The organism is Arthrobacter sp. 10T419 (assembly GCF_056394105.1).
In genome coordinates this window covers 107,052-125,307 of sequence record NZ_JBFTHF010000007.1, presented here as the reverse complement: position 1 = coordinate 125,307, position 18,256 = coordinate 107,052, and the positions used below count along the sequence as shown (strand labels likewise).

At 68.5% G+C, this 18,256-nt stretch carries 14 protein-coding genes; 6 read left to right on the top strand and 8 right to left on the bottom strand.

All coding sequences use genetic code 11. From position 1 onward, the window contains the following. Positions 1-149 precede the first annotated feature (149 nt). The 4 genes from AC1DBD_RS12890 to AC1DBD_RS12875 all read right to left on the bottom strand — a co-directional run bounded on the left by AC1DBD_RS12890 (position 150) and on the right by AC1DBD_RS12875 (position 5,137). Positions 150-542, bottom strand: a complete 393-nt coding sequence (locus AC1DBD_RS12890; protein WP_476892590.1) for a GntR family transcriptional regulator — start codon at positions 540-542, stop codon at positions 150-152. Continuing rightward, positions 539-2,299, bottom strand: coding sequence for an ABC transporter ATP-binding protein (locus AC1DBD_RS12885; protein ID WP_476982302.1), 1,761 nt, complete (start codon positions 2,297-2,299; stop codon positions 539-541). Before AC1DBD_RS12885 ends, AC1DBD_RS12890 begins: the two co-directional genes overlap by 4 nt. 92 nt (positions 2,300-2,391) lie before the next feature. After that, the gene (locus tag AC1DBD_RS12880) at positions 2,392-4,155 is read right to left on the bottom strand and encodes an ABC transporter ATP-binding protein (RefSeq protein WP_476982301.1); all 1,764 of its coding nucleotides are present in this window, start codon (positions 4,153-4,155) and stop codon (positions 2,392-2,394) included. A 202-nt stretch (positions 4,156-4,357) separates the two neighbouring features. Beyond that, positions 4,358-5,137, bottom strand: a complete 780-nt coding sequence (locus AC1DBD_RS12875) for a trans-aconitate 2-methyltransferase (RefSeq protein ID WP_476982264.1) — start codon at positions 5,135-5,137, stop codon at positions 4,358-4,360. 177 nt (positions 5,138-5,314) lie between these two features. Here AC1DBD_RS12875 and AC1DBD_RS12870 point away from each other — a divergent pair, with 177 nt between their 5' ends. The 3 genes from AC1DBD_RS12870 to AC1DBD_RS12860 all read left to right on the top strand — a co-directional run bounded on the left by AC1DBD_RS12870 (position 5,315) and on the right by AC1DBD_RS12860 (position 9,712). Continuing rightward, positions 5,315-7,861: a DEAD/DEAH box helicase gene (locus AC1DBD_RS12870; protein WP_476982263.1), complete on the top strand. Its 2,547-nt coding sequence runs from the start codon at positions 5,315-5,317 to the stop codon at positions 7,859-7,861. Between the two features lie 20 nt (positions 7,862-7,881). After that, positions 7,882-8,382 (top strand): N-acetyltransferase family protein, encoded by a 501-nt coding sequence (locus AC1DBD_RS12865; protein WP_476926185.1) that lies wholly within the window; start codon positions 7,882-7,884, stop codon positions 8,380-8,382. Positions 8,383-8,446: 64 nt separating this feature from the next. Further along, entirely contained in the window at positions 8,447-9,712 is a 1,266-nt protein-coding gene (locus AC1DBD_RS12860) for an alpha/beta fold hydrolase (RefSeq protein WP_476926227.1), read from the top strand. Between the two features lie 28 nt (positions 9,713-9,740). Here AC1DBD_RS12860 and AC1DBD_RS12855 read toward each other — a convergent pair whose 3' ends face one another. From AC1DBD_RS12855 to coaE, 4 genes are all read right to left on the bottom strand, one after another. Next, on the bottom strand, positions 9,741-11,024 hold the full coding sequence (locus AC1DBD_RS12855) for an MFS transporter (RefSeq protein WP_476982300.1): 1,284 nt from the start codon (positions 11,022-11,024) through the stop codon (positions 9,741-9,743). Between the two features lie 111 nt (positions 11,025-11,135). After that, entirely contained in the window at positions 11,136-12,164 is a 1,029-nt protein-coding gene (locus AC1DBD_RS12850) for a TerC family protein (protein ID WP_346958166.1), read from the bottom strand. Between the two features lie 179 nt (positions 12,165-12,343). After that, entirely contained in the window at positions 12,344-14,425 is a 2,082-nt protein-coding gene (gene uvrB / locus AC1DBD_RS12845; protein ID WP_441418675.1) for an excinuclease ABC subunit UvrB, read from the bottom strand. A 64-nt stretch (positions 14,426-14,489) separates the two neighbouring features. Then, positions 14,490-15,707, bottom strand: a complete 1,218-nt coding sequence (coaE, locus tag AC1DBD_RS12840; protein ID WP_441418674.1) for a dephospho-CoA kinase — start codon at positions 15,705-15,707, stop codon at positions 14,490-14,492. A 22-nt stretch (positions 15,708-15,729) separates the two neighbouring features. Between coaE and AC1DBD_RS12835 the strand changes: the two genes are divergently transcribed. From AC1DBD_RS12835 to AC1DBD_RS12825, 3 genes are all read left to right on the top strand, one after another. Beyond that, positions 15,730-16,431 (top strand): IMPACT family protein, encoded by a 702-nt coding sequence (locus AC1DBD_RS12835; RefSeq protein WP_476982262.1) that lies wholly within the window; start codon positions 15,730-15,732, stop codon positions 16,429-16,431. Next, on the top strand, positions 16,415-16,951 hold the full coding sequence (locus AC1DBD_RS12830; protein ID WP_441418672.1) for a GNAT family N-acetyltransferase: 537 nt from the start codon (positions 16,415-16,417) through the stop codon (positions 16,949-16,951). The genes AC1DBD_RS12835 and AC1DBD_RS12830 overlap by 17 nt, the downstream gene beginning before the upstream one ends. 304 nt (positions 16,952-17,255) lie before the next feature. Then, complete coding sequence (locus tag AC1DBD_RS12825) at positions 17,256-17,693, top strand: DUF1810 domain-containing protein (protein ID WP_476982261.1); 438 nt, start codon at positions 17,256-17,258, stop codon at positions 17,691-17,693. Positions 17,694-18,256: the final 563 nt, after the last annotated feature.

Genomic DNA, 18,256 nt, shown 5'->3' with positions numbered 1-18,256 from the left:
CTGGACGGCTTGGGGCCGGCCGATTTTCCGGACTTCACCGGTACGGCGGCGGGCTGGACATCAACGGCGGGTTCTTCAGCTACGGCTTTAGGCACGCCTCCAATGCTAATCGAAAACTTCTTCGAATATCCATTCGGAGGACCGGTGTGCTATTGGCGGTCGTACGCCGCCGCCAGTAGTTGAACGGCCTCGGCGAAGCTGGCGCCCTGGGCTTTGGCTGCCGCCGCGAACTCCGAGGCGGCAGCGGTAAGCGAGCCCCAGGCCTCGTCCCGGGCACAGACGACGGTGCCGTTCCGGCCGCGGGTCGCGACCACGCCGGCGGCCTCGAGTTCCTTGTAGGCGCGCGCCACGGTGTGCGGCGCCACCCCCAACTCCCCTGCCAGGCTGCGGACGGCCGGCAGGCGGGTGCCCGGCGCCAGGGTGCCGTTGTCCGCCTGCTCGATGATGTTCAGCCGGAGCTGCTCAAACAGCGGCACCGAGCTGCCCGTGTTTGGCTTCCAGCTGCCTGGAAATTGTGCGGCGGCACGTTCCGCGGAACTCACAGCTCAGGCTCCAGAACGCTCTCGGGCTGTTCGCGGCCGGCGAACTGGGCCCGGTAGAGGGCGGCGTAGAAACCGCCCCCCGCCATCAGTTCCTGGTGGTTTCCCTGTTCAACAATCCGTCCGTGGTCCATGACCAGAATTAGATCAGCGTCCCGGACCGTGGACAAGCGGTGGGCGATCACGAAGCTGGTCCGGCCCTGGCGCAGCCGGGCCATTGCCTGCCGGATCTGGGCTTCGGTGCGGCTGTCCACCGAGCTGGTGGCCTCGTCGAGGATCAGGACGCCGCGGCCGGCCAGCTGCGCCCGGGCGATCGAGATGAGCTGGCGCTGGCCGCGGCTGAGGGAGTCGCCGTCGTTGCCAAGCATGGTGGCATAGCCGGCCGGGAGGGCGCGGACGAACTGGTCCACGTGGCTGGCCTGCGCCGCGGCGATGATCTCGCCGTCGCTGGCGCCGGGCCTGCCGTATTCGATGTTCTCCCGGATGCTGCCGGTGAAGAGCCAGGCGTCCTGCATCACGGTGCCGAAGGCGGACCGCAACGCGTCGCGCGGTATTTCGGCGATGTCGATGCCGTCCACGGTGATCCGCCCGCCGTCCAGCTCGTAGAACCGCATCAGGAGATTGACCACCGTGGTCTTTCCGGCTCCGGTCGGCCCGACGATAGCGACGGTCTGGCCCGGCTCGACTGCGAAGGAGAGGTCCTCCACGACGGGGGCACCGGGACCGTAGCCGAAGGTGACGCTTTCGAAGCTGACCCGCCCCGGAGGTGCGGGCTCCGCGGCGCCGGCACGGGCGGCGGCGGCACGGGCGGCGCCAGCGGCAGAGGGCGCAGCATCCGCGGGGATCTCCGGTGCGTCCAGCAGCGCGAAGACGCGTTCCGCGGAGGCCACGCAGGACTGCATCAGGTTGAGCATTCCGCCGATCTGGCCCATTGGCTGGCTGAAGAGCCGGCTGAACTGGATGAAGGCCTGGACGCCCCCGATCGTCATGGTGCCTGCAGCCACCTGAAGCGCGCCGATGACGGCGACGGCGATGTAGTTGAGGTTGGAGACGAAAATCATCAGGGGCTGCACGACCCCGGACACGTACTGAGCGCTCGAAGCTGCCCGGAACAGCCGCGTATTGCTTTCCCCGAAGGTGGCCGCGGCCGCCCCCTGCCGGCCAAATGCCTTGACCACTTCGTGCCCGGTGAAGAACTCCTCCAAGTGGGCATTAAGTTCACCGGTGCTGGCCCACTGCTCGGTGAAGTGCGCCTGCGACCGCCGCGCCACGAGCACCGTGATCAAGGTGGAGACCGGGACCGAGGCCAGCGCAATCACGGCCAGCAGCGGCGAGAGCCATAACATCATGGCCAGGGCGCCGGAGAGCATCAACACCGACATGATGAGCTGGTTGAGCAACTGGTTGAGCGCCTGCGAGACGTTGTCGACGTCGTTGGTGGCCCGGCTGAGTACGTCGCCCCGGTGCTGGTCGTCGAAATGGCTGGAAGGCAGCAGATGGAGCTTTTGTTCGACGGCGGCGCGGAGCCCGTAGCCGAGCCGCTGCACCGCCGTCGCGGTCAGGGCGCCCTGGATCCAGCTGAACAGCGAGGCGCCCAGGTACATCAAGGCGACCGCTAGCAGCAGCCGGCCGAGCCTGCGCTCGTCGAAGGTGCCGCCGACGACGCTTTGGACCACGACGTCGGTGGCGTCGCCAAGGTATTTGGGGGCCGCCACGTTCAGCGCCGCGAAGGCGCAGGTGGCGGCGATGGCACCGGCCATGCGGCGGCGTACCGGCGTCAGGAGTCCCAGCAGCCTTCCGGCCGTCCGCCATTTGCTTGCAGCCGTTCCGCCCCGCGCGGCGACATCCGCGCTCACGGAGTTTCCTCCAGCACCAGTTGGGAGGCGGCGATCTCCTGGTAGGCCCTCGACGACTCCATCAGTTCCTGGTGGGTGCCTTTGGCCACCAGCCGGCCGTCCTCGAGCACGAGGATCAGGTCCGCCTTCTCGATCGTGGACACGCGTTCCGCCACCACCAGGACGGTGGCCGCCCGCAGCGCCGGTTCCAGGGCGGCGCGGAGCCTCTCGTCGGTGCCGTAATCAAGGGCGGAGAAACTGTCGTCGAAGAGGTAGACGGGCGCGGGCCGGAGGAGTGCCCGCGCGATGCACAGGCGCTGGCGCTGCCCGCCGGAAAAGTTTGTGCCGCCCTGGCTGACCGGCGCCTCGAGCCCGCCCGGGAGGTCGCGGACAAAGTCGCCCGCCTGGGCGGTCCCCAGGGCCTGCCACAGTTCCGCATCAGTCGCGTCCGGGCCGCCCACGCGCAGGTTCTCCGCGAGGGTCCCGGAGAAGAGGTAGGAATGCTGCGGCACCATGGAGATCAGTCCGCGCAGCTCAGCAAGCGGCAGCGATCGGGTCCCGCGGCCGCCGATGCTGATGCTGCCCGCCGTCGGGTCAAGGAAGCGCGGCAGCAGATTCAGCAGCGTGGTCTTGCCGCTTCCCGTGGCGCCGATGACCGCCGTCGTGGTTCCGGGAGCGGCCGTGAACGTGACCCCGCTGAGGACCGGGGCTTCGGCGCCGGGATAGGCGAATTCGACGTCGTGGAACTCCACGGTGCCTTCAGTGACGGGTCCGCGACCCGAACCAGGCGGCCGTTCCGGGGGCGGTAGCTTCGCCGGTGCCGGGCCCGGCTCCGGATCGCCGATGGACGGTTCGGTGTCCAGGACTTCCTGGATTCGCTCCGCGCAGGCAGCGGCCCGCGGGGCCGTCGTGAAGACGTACATGGCCATCATGATGGCGATCAGGATCTGCAGGATGTAGGCGATAAACGCGGTCAGCGCGCCGAGGCGCATCTGTCCGGACTGGATCCGGTGGCCGCCGAACCAGACCACCGCGACGGAGGACAGGTTAACCACCACCATGATCATTGGATTCATGCCGGCAACCAGCAGCGCAGAGTCGAGGTTGTTCCTGGTGAGGTCCCTGTTGGCCGCATCGAAGCGCCGGATTTCATGCTCCTGCCGGACAAAGCCGCGGATAACGTTGGCGCCAATGATCTGTTCGCGCAGGACCCGGCTGATCCGGTCGATGAGTCCCTGGCCGCGCCGGTACAGCGGAATCAGCCGGCGCACAATCAGCAGCATGAGTCCCGCGAGAACCGGGATCACGGCCACCACAATCCCGGACAGCGGCAGGTCCTGGCGCACCGCGAGGACGATGCCGCCGATGAAGCTGGCGGGCGCGGCGACGAGCATGGTGAAGACCAGGACGGTGAGGTTCTGGATCTGCGTGACGTCATTGGTGGCCCTGGTGACCAGGCTGGGCGCCCCGAACACGCCGACCTCCTGCGAGGAAAAGGTCTGCACCTTGGCAAAAAGCTTCTCGCGCAACTCCCGCCCCACGCGCATGGCGACGACGGCGCCGAGGTAGCCTGCGGCGATGGCGGCACCGACCTGGAGGGCAGCAACTACCGCCATCCAGGCTCCCAGGCGCAGGATCACGGGCGTGTCGCCGGCGACAATGCCGTCGTCGATAATGGCGGCGTTGAGGGTCGGAAGCATCAGGTTGGCGGTGGTCTGCACGAGCTGCAGGCAAATGATGGCCAGAACGGTCATCCTGTGGGCGACGAGCAGGCGCCCCATCAGGCTAAATAGCACCGAACCTCCATCACTAGAACAGGGCTCGGAATCGGACCAGACCGCGGCCGCCCCCAGACCGCCTTGTCATTGTAAGCCCCATCACATGCCGCTTGTTGTCACACGGCGTGTCACATTCGTCAAAGAGCCCGGCCGGCGGAAGGGTTCGCACCGTGCACCCCCGGGCGGCGGCAGGTCCGGCACCCTCTCAGCTCCGCTTGCGGCCCACGGCGAAGACCCTCCGGAAGGGGAAAACCGTTCCGTGGCCGCCCGGCGCGTAAGCCTCGTTCAGCAGCCGCGCGTAGTCCCGCTCGAACCGGGCGGCCTCTTCCGGCGTGAGCGCGGCCAGCACCGGGCGCAGGCCAGTCCCCCGCACCCACTCAAGCACCGGATCGGCGCCCGGCAGGAGCTGGAGGTACGTGGTCTCCCAGGCGTCGGCATCGCAGCCGGCGTCGAGCATCAGTTCGAGGTAATCCGCAGGCTCGCCCACCACGTCGTTATGCCGCAGCACTCCGGCCAGTCGGGCGGACCACTCATCCGAATCGGCGAGCGTCCGCATGAGGGTGTGCGAGGGGGCGTTGAAATTGCCCGGCACCTGGAGCGCAAACCATGCTCCCGGACGCAGCGCCCCAAGCCAGCGGGGCAGCAGCTCCCGATGCCCGGGCACCCACTGCAGGGCGGCGTTGGTGACGACGACGTCGGTATCCGGCGCGGGCATCCACGCGGCGATGTCCGCCAGGCCAAAGGAAAGGTTGTCCGCCGCGGCTGCGAAGGGGGCTGACTTCGCGAGCATTTCGGCGGAGGAGTCCAGCCCCTGCACCGCGGCGCCGGGCCAGCGCGCCGCCAGCGTGGCGGTCAGGCTTCCCGGTCCGCAGCCAAGGTCGACGACATGCCGCGGAGCCTCGGCGTGGATGCGGGCGGTCAAGTCGAAGAACGGCCGGTCCCGATAGTCGCCGAACTGCACGTACTTGGCTGGATCCCACTTCATGCATTCCTCGCTTCACCGCTCGGGCCGTCAGCCGAAGCCTAACCCGGCAGCGGCCCCGGGGCGCCGCCGCCGCACCGCGGGACGCCGGCCCGGGTTTCCGGCCCGGGTGTCGGGCCGCGGGATGCCACCCCGGGGGCAGGCAGCCGGCCGCGCCGCGGGCCACTAAGCTGGAAAGCAATGAAACTTGTTGATCAGCTCCCCGCCCCGGCCGCCCGAGTTCCCGGCAGGAGCGGGCTCGATCCGGATGAGCTCTACACCCGGTTCGTCGAATGGACGGAGAGCCGCGGCCTGGCCCTGTACACCGCCCAGGACGAGGCCATCATGGAGCTGGCCGCAGGCGCCAACGTCATCCTGGCGACCCCCACGGGTTCGGGCAAGTCGCTGGTGGCGATCGCGGCGCACTTCCAGGCCATGGCCCGCGGGGCGCGCAGCTATTACACCGCACCGATCAAGGCCCTCGTCTCGGAGAAATTCTTCGCCCTGTGCGAGATCTTCGGCGCCGAAAACGTCGGCATGATCACCGGCGATTCCGGCGTCAACCAGGACGCGCCCATCATCTGCTGCACCGCGGAAATCCTGGCGAACATCGCCCTGCGCGAGGGATCCACCGCGGAGCTTGGCGCGGTGATCATGGACGAGTTCCACTTCTACTCCGATCCGCAGCGCGGCTGGGCCTGGCAGGTGCCGCTGCTGGAACTCCCGCAGGCCCAGTTCCTGCTGATGTCCGCCACGCTCGGCGACGTGAGCCGCTTAGAGGAGGGCATCACCGAGCTGACCGGACGCCAGACGACGACCGTCAGCTCCGCGGAACGGCCCATTCCGCTGCACTTCTACTACCAGCAGACCCCCGTGCACGAGACCTTGGAGGAGCTCCTCTCCACCAAGCAGGTGCCGGTTTACGTGGTGCACTTCAGCCAGCTCGAGGCGATCGACCGGGCCCAGAACCTGATGAGCATCAACGTCTGCACCCGCGAGGAAAAGGACAAGATCGCCGAGCTGATCGCCGGCTTCCGCTTCGCCGCGGGCTTCGGCAAGACCCTCAACCGGCTGGTCCGGCACGGCATCGGCGTGCACCACGCCGGCATGCTGCCCAAGTACCGCCGGCTCGTCGAACAGCTGGCCCAGGCCGGTCTGCTCAAGGTCATCTGCGGCACGGACACTCTGGGCGTCGGCATCAACGTTCCCATCCGCACCGTGCTCCTGACCGCGCTGAGCAAGTACGACGGCGTCCGCACCCGCCTGCTGAATTCGCGTGAGTTCCACCAGATCGCGGGCCGGGCGGGCCGGGCCGGCTATGACACCGCCGGGACGGTGGTGGTCCAGGCGCCCGAGCATGTGATCGAGAACGTCAAGGCGATGGCCAAGGCCACGGCGAAGTTCGGCGACGACCAGAAGAAGCTGCGCCAGGTCGTCAAGAAGAAGCCGCCGGAGGGGTTTGTGTCCTGGGGCGAACCCACCTACAAGCGGCTGGTGGATTCCGTGCCGGACCCGCTGGGCTCCAGCTTCACCGTCACCCACGCGATGCTGATGAACCTGATGGAACGCCCCGGCGACCCGTTCAAGGCCGCGCGCCGCCTGCTGACCGAAAACCACGAGACGCGCGCCGCGCAGCTGCAGCTGATGAAAAGGGCGCTGGGCATCTACCGCGAGCTGCTGGCCGCCGGCGTCGTCGAACGCATCCCGCCCGCGGAACAAGGCCCGGACGGCCGCAGCGTCCGGCTCACGGTCCACCTGCAGGCGAACTTCGCCCTGAACCAGCCGCTCTCCCCCTTCGCCCTGGCGGCCCTCGAGCTGCTGGATCCGGAGTCGCCGTCGTATGCCCTCGACGTCGTCTCGGTGATCGAATCGACGCTGGAGAAGCCGCGGCAGATCCTGTCCGCGCAGCAGAAGAAGGCCCGCGGGGAGGCGATTGCCGCGATGAAGGCCGACGGGATCGAGTACGACCAGCGCATGGCCATGCTCGAGGAGGTTACCTACCCGCAGCCGCTCGCGGAGATCCTCGGCGAGGCGTTCGACGTGTACCGCAAGGCGGCGCCGTGGATCGGCGACTTCGAACTCGCCCCCAAGTCCGTGATCCGGGACATGTACGAACGGGCAATGAACTTCGGCGAATTCGTGCAGTTCTACGGCCTGGCCCGTTCCGAGGGCATTGTGCTGCGCTACCTGGCTGACGGCTTCAAGGCACTCCGGCAGACGGTGCCGCAGGACGCGCTGCGCGAGGACCTTGAGGACCTGATCGCGTGGCTCGGCGAGCTGGTCCGCCAGGTGGACTCAAGCCTGCTGGACGAATGGGAGGAACTCACCTCCGGCGCCGCCCCGACCCGGCACGATGCCCCGCCGCCCCCGCCGCCGTCGCTGACCTCCAATATCCGCGCCTTCCGGGTGATGGTCCGCAACGAAATGTTCCGCCGGGTGGAACTGTTCGCGGACGAGGCCGCCACAGCGCTGGGCGAACTCGACGCCGGCTCCGGCTGGGATGCGGAGCGCTGGGAGGACGCGCTGGACGACTACTTCGAGGAGCACGAGGACATCGGCACCGGCCCGGACGCACGCGGTCCGGGCCTGCTGATCATCACCGAGGAGCCGGGCGTCTGGAAGGTCCGGCAGATCTTCGACGACCCGGCCCGCAACCATGACTGGGGCATCTCCGCCGAGGTGGACCTGGCCGCCTCGGACGAGACCGGCACCGCCGTCGTGCGCGTGATCGACGTGAACCGCCTGTAGCCGCTAGTAAACTGGCGACCATGAGTGTAATCCGCCCGGCCACCGCCCACGACGTTCCCGCCATCCTGCAGATGATCCATGACCTGGCCATCTACGAAAAGGAGCCGGACGCCGTCCGGAACACCCCCGAGATGCTCACGCAGGTACTGTTCGGCGAGAACCCACGCGTGTACGCGACCATGGCCGAGAATGAGGCCGGCGACGTCCAGGGCTTCGCTTTGTGGTTCCTGAACTACTCCACCTGGGAAGGCGTGCACGGGATCTACCTCGAGGATCTCTACGTCATGCCGGAAGCCCGCGGCGCCGGCCACGGCAAGGCACTGCTGCAGCACCTGGCCGCCACCGCCGTGGAGCGCGGCTACGCCCGGGTGGAGTGGAGCGTGCTGGACTGGAACGAGCCCTCGATCGCCTTCTACAAGAACCTCGGCGCGGCCCCGATGGACGAATGGTCCACCTTCCGGCTCACCGGCGACGCCTTGGACGCATTCGCCGGCGCCCGGACGGCTAACGCCCGTGGCTGACCCAACGTCGACTCAGACAGCCTCCGTCCCGCACATCGTCAAGGCCAGGCACGACTACCGCGGCATGCGCACCGCGGAGCATTACTTTGAAGTACCGCTGGACCACTTCGGCGCCGACGGCGAAACGATCACCGTCTTCGCCCGGGAATACGTCTCCGCGGACCACAGCGAGGAGGCCGCCGCGGAACTGCCGTGGCTGCTGTACCTGCAGGGCGGTCCCGGCGGCCGCGGCAACCGCTTCCCCGCGCTGGGCGGCTGGAGCAAGGCCGCGGCGAAGGACTTCCGCATCCTGATGCTGGACCAGCGCGGCACCGGGCTCTCCTCCCCCATCGACCGCAAGACCCTGCCGCTGCGCGGGAGCGACCGGGACCAGGCGCAGTACCTCGAGCACTTCCGCGCCGACTCGATTGTGGCGGACGCGGAGGCGATCCGGCGGACCCTCGGCGCCGCGCCCTGGACTATCTACGGGCAGAGCTACGGCGGCTTCTGCGCGCTGAGCTACCTGTCCTTCGCCCCCGAGGGGCTGCGCGAGGCGCTGATCACCGGCGGCCTCGCGCCCCTGACCGGCCCCGCGGACCGGGTCTACCAGGCAACCTTCCGCCGCGTGGCAGCGCGCAACGCCGAATACTTCGGCTGGTACCCGCAGGACCGGGAGTTGGTCAGCCGCATCGCCGGGCACCTCCGCGACTTCGAGGAGTACCTGCCCGACGGCAGCAGGCTCACCGTGGAGCGCTTCCAGATGGTGGGTTCCTACCTGGGCGGCAACACCCGGGTGGACGGGCTGCACCACCTGCTGGAGGATGCCTTCGTCAGCACCCCCGACGGCGACCGACTCTCCGACGGCTTCCTGGAGCAGGTCCGCGGGCTTGTCTCCCGCGCGTCGAACCCGCTGTACGCCCTCATGCACGAATCCATCTACGGCCAGGGCGAGGCCACCGACTGGGCGGCACTGCGGGTGCTCCAGGACTTCCCGGAGTTCCGCCCGGACGCCGCCGCCCCGCTGCTAACCGGCGAGATGGTCTATCCCTGGTACTTCGAACAGGATCCGGCCCTCCGTCCGCTCCGCACCGTGGCGCAGCTGCTCGCCGAGAAGGACGACTGGAAACCGCTCTACGACCCCGAGCGGCTGGCCCTGAACAACATTCCGGTGGCCGCCGCCGTGTACACCGACGACATCTACGTGGACCGGGACCTGTCGCTGGAGACTGCAGCCGCCGTCCGCGGCCTGCAGGTCTGGGAGTCCGCTGAGTTCCACCACGACGGCATCGCCGACGACGGCGAGGCGATCTTCGGCCGGCTGCTCGGCATGGCCCGCGCGACGCGCGCCTGACGGCGTCCGCGGCTACCCGGCCGGGGGTTCAGGCCCCGGCAGGCTCCGGGTTGCGGCGTGACCGCGCCGCCGCCTGGAAGACCACGGCCAGGACCGCGGCAGCCACGACGGCCGCCACGAGGTTCAATCCCTGGTAGCCGATTCCGCTCATCACGAGACCGGCGAAGCCCGAGCCAACAGCGCCCGCGACGCCCATCAGGGTGTCCGACACGCCCTGCACGAGGACCCGCTCGCCGACCGCGACACTCTCCGCGAGCAGAGTGGAACCGGCGATGGTGGCCGCCGACCAGCCCAGCCCCAGCAGCACCAGTCCGACGGTGACCAGGGCCGGCAGCGCCTGGCCGAAGCCCGCGACGCAGACGGCGAGCAGGATCAGCCCGTGGCCCAGCAGGATCACCGGGAGCCGGCCGACCCGGTCGGTGAGCCAGCCCATGACCGGTGAGAGGGCGTACATGCCGGCGATGTGCAGCGAGATCGTGAAGCCGATCAGCACGAAGACGTCCGTGCCGGCGGTGTGGGCGTGCTCCGCGGCGCGACCGGCCATCGGGCCCTCGGTGAGCAGTTGCAGATGCAGCGGCGTCATGGACATCACGGCGGCCATGCAGCCGTGCGCCGCGACGACGGCGAGCAGCGCCAGCCGGGCGCGCGGGGAGGACCGGACCGCGCGCAGTCCGTTGCGCAGGGCATGCTTGCCCCGGGTTCCCGCTGTCCCTTTCGCCGGCTCCTCGTCCGCTGCGCGGATCCGGGCAGCCAGCAGCAGCGGATCCGGGCGCAGCCCGATGAACAGCAACAAGGCGGCGAGGGCCAGTCCGGCCGTCGAGAACACGAACGGCCCGGAAATCGGCGGCAGGCCGAGGGCCTGCCCCACCAGCGCGCCGGGCTGGATGAGGTTCGGCCCGGCCACGGCGCCGACGGTCACGGCCCACACCACGATCGCGAGGGACCGTCCGCGGTGTTCCGGCTCTGCGAGGTCGACGGCGGCGAAGCGGGCCTGCAGGTTGGCCGCCGTGCCGAGGCCCAGCATGGCGGCGCCCAGCAGCAGCAACGGGAAGAAGGCGGTGACGGTCGCCAGGATCACCAGCACAGCGCCGCTCATGGCGGACAGGAGCCCGGTCACGAGGGCTGCCCGGCGTCCCCGCCGGCCGGCCAGCCCGGCAAGCGGCAGCGCGGTCAGCGCGGCGGCGAGCGTCATGGTGGTGGTGACCGAGCCCGCCCAGGCGTTCGAGCCGGAGAGCTGGACGGCCAGCAGCGAGCCGACGGAAAGGCTGGCGCCGCCGCCGACGCCGCTGAGCAACTGGGCGGCACTGAGCATCACAACGGTACGGCGCTGCACCCGTTGCGGGTGCAGCGCCGTACCGGCCGCCGTCGCGGCGTCAAAGCTTTTCACGCTCCGAGCTTAGCCCGTGCAGGGCCGCCGGGGGCGCTACTCGGCGTCGGTGAGGCTCTTGCGCGAGTCCTCTTCGAGCCGGGCATCCAGCTTGGCCTTCGACGCCTTGGAGCTGACCAGGCTGGCGACGACCGCGATGATGATGGTGCCGATGATCACCCCGAGCGAAACGTAGGTCGGGATTTCCGGGGCCCATTCGATGTGCTTGCCGCCGTTGATGAACGGAAGTTCGTTGACGTGCATGGCGTGCAGCACCAGTTTGACGCCGATGAAGGCGAGGATGACCGAGAGCGCGTGCTTGAGGTAGATGAGCCGGTTCATCAGGCCGCCGAGCAGGAAGTAGAGCTGGCGCAGACCCATCAGGGCGAAGATGTTGGCGGTGAAGACGATGAACGCGCTCTGGGTGAGGCCGAAGATGGCCGGGATGGAGTCCACCGCGAAGAGCAGGTCGGTCATGCCGATGGTCACGAAGACGATCAGCATCGGAGTGAAGACCTTCTTGCCGTCGACTTCGGTGCGCAGCTTGCCGCCGTCGAACTTCTCGGACATCGGCAGGATCCGGCGGATCCGGGCGATCAGCGGGTTTTCCTTATCTTCCTCGTCCTCGCCTTCGTCCTGGGCCTGCTTCCAGGCGGTCCACAGCAGGAAGGCGCCGAAGATGTAGAAGACCCAGCTGAACTGCTCGATCACGATCGCGCCGAGCAGGATGAAGATGCCGCGCAGGATCAAGGCGATGATGATGCCGACCATGAGCACTTCCTGCTGGTACTTACGGGGTACCGAGAAGCGCGCCATGATGATGATGAAGACAAACAGGTTGTCGATGCTGAGGCTGTACTCCGTCACCCAGCCGGCGATGAACTGGCCGCCATACTCCGGGCCGGTGAAGAGGAACATGGCTCCGGCGAAGACCAAGGCCAGCGCAATGTAGAAGGAGACCCACAGGCCGGCTTCCTTCATGGAGGGTTCATGCGGCCGCTTCAGCACCAGGAGCAGATCGATGGCGAGGATGATTCCGAGAACGACGAAGGAGCCGATCTCGAACCAGACGGGAAGTTCGGGCACGAAGATACCTTTCGCAGGGTACAACTAAGCGGTGTAAGTCTCTCCGGCTAAGCTGCCGCACCGTGGCTGTCGCCATCAGGTGCCGATTCGCTGCCCGCTACGCCCGGCAGGGCATCTGTGCCGTGCGTGTTGACGATCGTAGCGCTTGGGATACTCCCCTACGTCTGATCCACTTTACCCTAGGCGTGCCCGGCCGACTGCATCTGGCGCAGCTCCTTCTTGAGATCCCCGACCTCGTCGCGCAGCCTGGCGGCGAGCTCGAACTGCAGCTCGCCGGCGGCGGCGTGCATCTGCTCGGTCAGCTGTTCGATCAGGCCCACCAGGTCCTCGGCCGGGGCGGCCGCGAGGCCGTCGGCGCGGACCTTGGAGCCGCCCTTGCCCTTGCCGCGCGCCTTGCCCGCGCTGGCCAGCAGTTCGCGGGTGTCCGCGTCCTCCTTGGCCAGCTGGTCGGTGATATCGGCGATCTTCTTGCGCAGCGGCTGCGGGTCGATGCCCTTTTCCGTGTTGTACGCCACCTGGATGGCGCGGCGGCGGTTGGTCTCGTCGATGGCCTGCGCCATCGAATCGGTGATCCGGTCCGCGTACATGTGGACCTGGCCGGACACGTTGCGGGCGGCCCGGCCGATGGTCTGGATCAGCGAGGTCGCCGAGCGCAGGAAGCCTTCCTTATCCGCGTCCAGGATGCTCACCAGCGACACCTCGGGCAGGTCCAGGCCCTCCCGGAGCAGGTTGATGCCGACCAGGACGTCGAAGACGCCCATCCGCAGTTCACGGAGCAGCTCCACGCGGCGCAGCGTGTCGACGTCGGAGTGCAGGTACTCGACCTTCACGCCGTGGCCCAGCAGGTAGTCGGTGAGGTCCTCGGCCATCCTTTTGGTCAGCGTGGTGACGAGGACGCGTTCGTTCTTCGCGGTGCGGGTGCGGATTTCGCCCAGCAGGTCATCGATCTGGCCCTTGGTGGGCTTGACGATGACCTCGGGGTCGATCAGGCCGGTGGGTCGGATGATTTGCTGCACGAAGCCGTCCGCTTTGCCGAGCTCGTACTTGCCCGGGGTTGCGGACAGGTAGACGGTCTGGCCCACGCGGTCCTGGAACTCATCCCACTTGAGCGGGCGGTTGTCCATCGCCGAGGGCAGCCGGAAGCCGTGGTCCACAAGGTTCCGCTTGCGGGACATGTCGCCCTCGTACATGGCGCCGATCTGCGGCACGGTGACGTGGGATTCGTCGATGACCAGCAGGAAGTCGTCCGGGAAGTAGTCGATAAGGCAGTGTGGCGCGGTTCCGCGGGCGCGGCCGTCGATGTGCGAGGAATAGTTCTCGATGCCGTTGCAGAATCCCATCTGCTGCATCATTTCCAGGTCATAGGTGGTGCGCATCCGCAACCGCTGGGCCTCGACCAGCTTGTTCTGGCTCTCCAGGACTTTGAGGCGGTCGGCGAGTTCGTCCTCGATCCGCTTGATCGCCCGGGCCATCCGTTCCGGTCCGGCGACGTAGTGCGAGGCGGGGAAGACGTACATTTCGGTCTCGTCCCGGAGCACTTCTCCGGTCAGCGGGTGCAGGGTATAGATGTTCTCGATCTCGTCGCCGAAGAACTCGATCCGGATCGCGAGTTCCTCGTACATCGGGATGATTTCCACGGTGTCGCCCCGGACCCGGAACGTGCCGCGGTGGAAGTCCATGTCATTGCGGGTGTACTGCATGGAGACGAATTTCCGGAGCAGGTCGTCGCGGTTCATCTGGGCGCCCTTGCGCAGGGTCACCATGCCGGCGATGTATTCTTCCGGGGTGCCGAGGCCGTAGATGCAGGAAACGGTGGCAACCACAATCACGTCGCGCCGGGTCAGCAGCGCATTCGTGGCGGAGTGCCGGAGCCGTTCGACTTCCTCGTTGACGGAGGAGTCCTTCTCGATGAAGGTGTCCGTCTGGGCCACGTAGGCTTCCGGCTGGTAGTAGTCGTAGTAGGAAACGAAGTACTCCACCGCGTTGTTCGGCAGCAGTTCGCGGAATTCGTTGGCCAGCTGGGCGGCGAGGGTCTTGTTCTGCACCATCACCAGGGTGGGCCGCTGCACCTGTTCGATCAGCCACGCCGTCGTCGCGCTTTTACCGGTACCGGTGGCGCCGAGGAGCACCACATCCTTCTCGCCGTTCTGGATGCGCTCGGTCAGTTCGGCGATCGCGGCGGGCTGGTCCCCGGCGGGCTTGAACTCGCTGATGACCTCAAAGGGCGCCACGACACGGTTGATTTCCTGGGCAAGGCTCATGTTACTAATCTACCGCCGCCCTCCGACAGGAAGCCCTGATTCAGCTTTGGGCTGTACCCGCCGGTCAGGGTGCGTCGTACGACGGCGGCAGCCAGCCGGTGCGCCGGGCCCACTCTTCCATCCGCGGGGCGGCGTAGGCGGTGAACCACTCCTCCTTGTCCGCGGCGTAGGCCGCGGTGGACTTGTCCACGCCGTGCCGCCGGGCCGCGCGGCGCTTCTCCGCAAGGTAGTCGGCGCGCGCCCCGGCGTCGTCGCGCAGCCAATCGCGGAAGCATAGAGCGTACCGCCAGCCGGGCGATCCCGCGGCCCGGATGTGCAGGTTCACGGGCCGACCGGGGTCCGCGCTGCCGTGCACGCGCTTGTCCCAGTCGGCCGGGTCGGGATGGGCGGGCTTGGGGTTGTCCGGGCCGATGCCCGGCCAGCGCGGGTAGCCCGCCGCGGCCAGCAGCGGCTCCAGTCGGTCCGCCGTCGCCAGGTCCCGGACGGTGAGCTGCAGGTCCAGCACGTCCTTGGCCTCGAGGCCCGGGACCGCGGTGGAACCGATGTGGTCCACGGCGAAGATGTCCTGTGGGGCAACGGCGCGCAGACGGGCGGCGATCCGGGAGGCCTGGGCCGGCCAGTCCGGATTGGCGGGGCTGAGCACCGGGCCGCCGGAGCGCGGGGCCATCCGGTGCTTGGTCAGGTTCTCCGCGAACGGGAGCAGCCGGCGCTCCCAGAGCCGGTCCACCGCGTCCCGGAGTTCCTCCTTCGAGCCCGAGTTGTCCAGGACGACGTCGGCAGCCGCCAACCGGGCCTCCCGCGTGGCCTGGGCGGCCATTCGGGAGCGGGCCTCTTCGACCGTCATCTTCCGGTGTTCAACCATGCGCCGCACCCGGACGTCCTCCGGGGCGTCCACGACCACCACGAGATGGAAGTTGGCGCCCTGGCCGGTCTCGACCAGGAGCGGGATGTCCTGGACCACGACTGCGCCTTTCGGGGCGCCGGCGGCGAGGGCGGCGGCGCGCTCCCTGACGAGGGGGTGGATGATGCCGTTGAGCACTGCCAGGCGTTCGGGGTTGCCGAAGACGAGGGCGCCCAGGCGGGCACGGTCGAGGGCGCCGTCGGGGGCCAGGATGGAGGAACTGAAGGCTTCCACCACCCGCGCCAGCCCGGGCGTCCCCGGCTCGACCACCTCGCGGGCCAGCGCGTCGGCGTCGACCAGCACGGCACCCAGCTCGCGCAGCCGCGACGCGACCACTGACTTCCCTGAGGCGATGCCGCCCGTCAAACCGATCTTCAGCATTCCACCAGACTAAACTGAAGCAGTGCCAGTCGACGCGGTTTCTCCGGAAAGCAGAGCCACCGTTTACACCACACTGGCGGCCGGCGGCGGCTTCCGCCACGAGCTGGAGATCAAACGGTCCCGCTTCATCACCGTGCTCCAGCGCACCGCCGACGAGGAAAGCGCCCGCGCCCTGGTCACTGGCCTGCGCCGGGAATTCCACGACGCCCGGCACCACTGCTCGGCCTTCATCCTCGGCCCGGACCGCGCGGTGCAGCGCTCCAACGACGACGGCGAACCCTCCGGCACGGCCGGCATCCCGATGCTGGAGGCACTGCTGAAACGCGAAACCGGGCCCGGCACGACGGACCTCAGCGACGTGACCGCCGTCGTCGTCCGCTATTTCGGCGGGATCCTGCTCGGCGCGGGCGGACTGGTCCGGGCCTACTCCGAATCGGTGTCCGCCGCGCTGGAGCTCGCGCCGCTGGTGCGGCGCCAGCGGCTGCGGATCTGTGCCGTGCCGGTGCCACACGCCTCCGCCGGCCGGCTCGAGAATGAGTTGCGCGCGGCCGGGTATGTGATGGCCGGCACCAGCTATGATGCGCAGACGACGGTTCTTCGGCTGGCCCTGCCGGACGAACCCGTTGCGCTGGCGCAGGCCGCTGATCGCCTCGCGGCCCTCTCGGCCGGAAGCGCCGTGCTGCTGCCCGGAGAAACGGAGTGGATCGATGTTGCCATCAACTGAACCGGTGCCCGTGGTGGCGCTCGTGGACGTGACGGACCCGGTGCTGGAGCGGCTATTGGCGGTGGCGCTGCACGACGCCGACGCCGACGAGGTCACCCCGCCGCTGGGGACCGCCGAGGGTTGGAACACCGAACGGATCAGCTGGTTCCGCGACTACCACCACGCCGCCGCGGCAGGGCTCGACGGCCCGGCGCGGCAGAAAACCTGGGCAATCACGGCCGACGGCGAGCTGGCCGGTTCCATCCGGCTGCTGCGGGTTCCGGCTGCCCGGCCCGGGACGTTCCCGCAGGACGGCGGCGCATTGGAGACCGGGATCTGGCTAGGCCGGAGCTTCCGCGGGCGCGGCATCGGCCGGGAGGCATTGCGCCTGGTCAAGGCCGAGGCCGCGGCGGCCGGGGCGGACCTGCTGGAGGCGGAAACGACCCCCGGGAATGTCGCGGCCCAGGCCTTGCTGCGTTCCGCGGGTGCCGAGCTCGCAGCCGACGGGCGGCGGGTCAGCGCGCGTTTCAAGCTGGGGTAGCCGCGGGTGTGGACATGCCCAGTGCCCGGCCCCAAGAATGGACATGCTCCCCCAGAAACCTTGCTCCGCCACGGGGAGGGGACGTGCCCGGGTTCTGCCCCCGCCGAGGGACATGCCCAGCGCCCACACCGGGCAATGGGCATAATGCCATTATGCCCACCGCCCGTGCCCAGGAACGGACATGCCCTCCCCCGGGACGCCGGAAGAGTGGTTGGATGAGGGAAAGGCCATGTTCCGGCGCAAAAGACCGTTCCGGCGCCGGCGCAGCTACCGGGCTGTGAAACAGCGAATTAGGAGAATCTACGTGAACGACCCCTTCGACCTCTCACGCTTCGTGGAAGCCCAGGACTCTGCGGGAACCTATGAGGGTGCGCTGTCGGAACTCCGGGCCGGATCCAAGCACGGCCACTGGATGTGGTTCATCTTTCCGCAAATAGCCGGGCTGGGACAGAGCCCGACCTCACGCAAATATGCCATTTCATCCTTGGATGAAGCACGTGCTTTCCTGAACCACCCGGTCCTGGGTGCCCGCCTGCTGGACTGCGCCCGGGCGATCCTCGCCGTCGACGGCCGAAGCGCGGAGCAGATTTTGGGAGGCATCGACGCACGGAAACTGCACTCGTCGTCGACCCTGTTCCTCCGGGCCGCGCCCGACGAAGCAGTGTTCCAGCAGATCCTGGACAAGTACTTCGGCGGAGTCCCCGACGAGGCCACGGACCGGATCCTAAGCTCCGCGTCCTGAACAGTCGCGGCACCCGCCCCGACTCCCCGCGGGCCCGCGAGATTCAAGGAACATGCCCGGCGCCCGCCCGGGCCACTGGACATATTCGTACTATGTCCACTCCCCGGGCCGAGGACTGGGCATGTCCCCCCGCGGCATCCCGTGCCCCCCTCAGTGCATGGAACACGCCCGGCGCCCGGCCGGGCCACTGGACATATTCGTACTATGTCCACTCCCCGGGCCGAGGACTGGGCATGTCCCCCGCGGCATCCCGTGCCTCCCTCAGTGCAAGGAACATGCCCGGCGCCCGCCCGGGCCACTGGACATATTCGTACTATGTCCACTCCCCGGGCCGAGGACTGGGCATGCCCCCCGCGGCATCCCGTGCCCCCCTCAGTGCAAGGAACATGCCCGGCGCCCTCCCGGGCCACTGGACATATTCGTACTGTGTCCATTCCCCGGGCCGAGGACTGGGCATGTCCCCAAGCCCGCGCGGCCCCGCAGGAACCCGCCGCTTAACCCAAAGCGGGCCCCTGCACGTGGCAGGGACCCGCTTTGCTTGGCCCGGGGCGACCCGGGCCGGT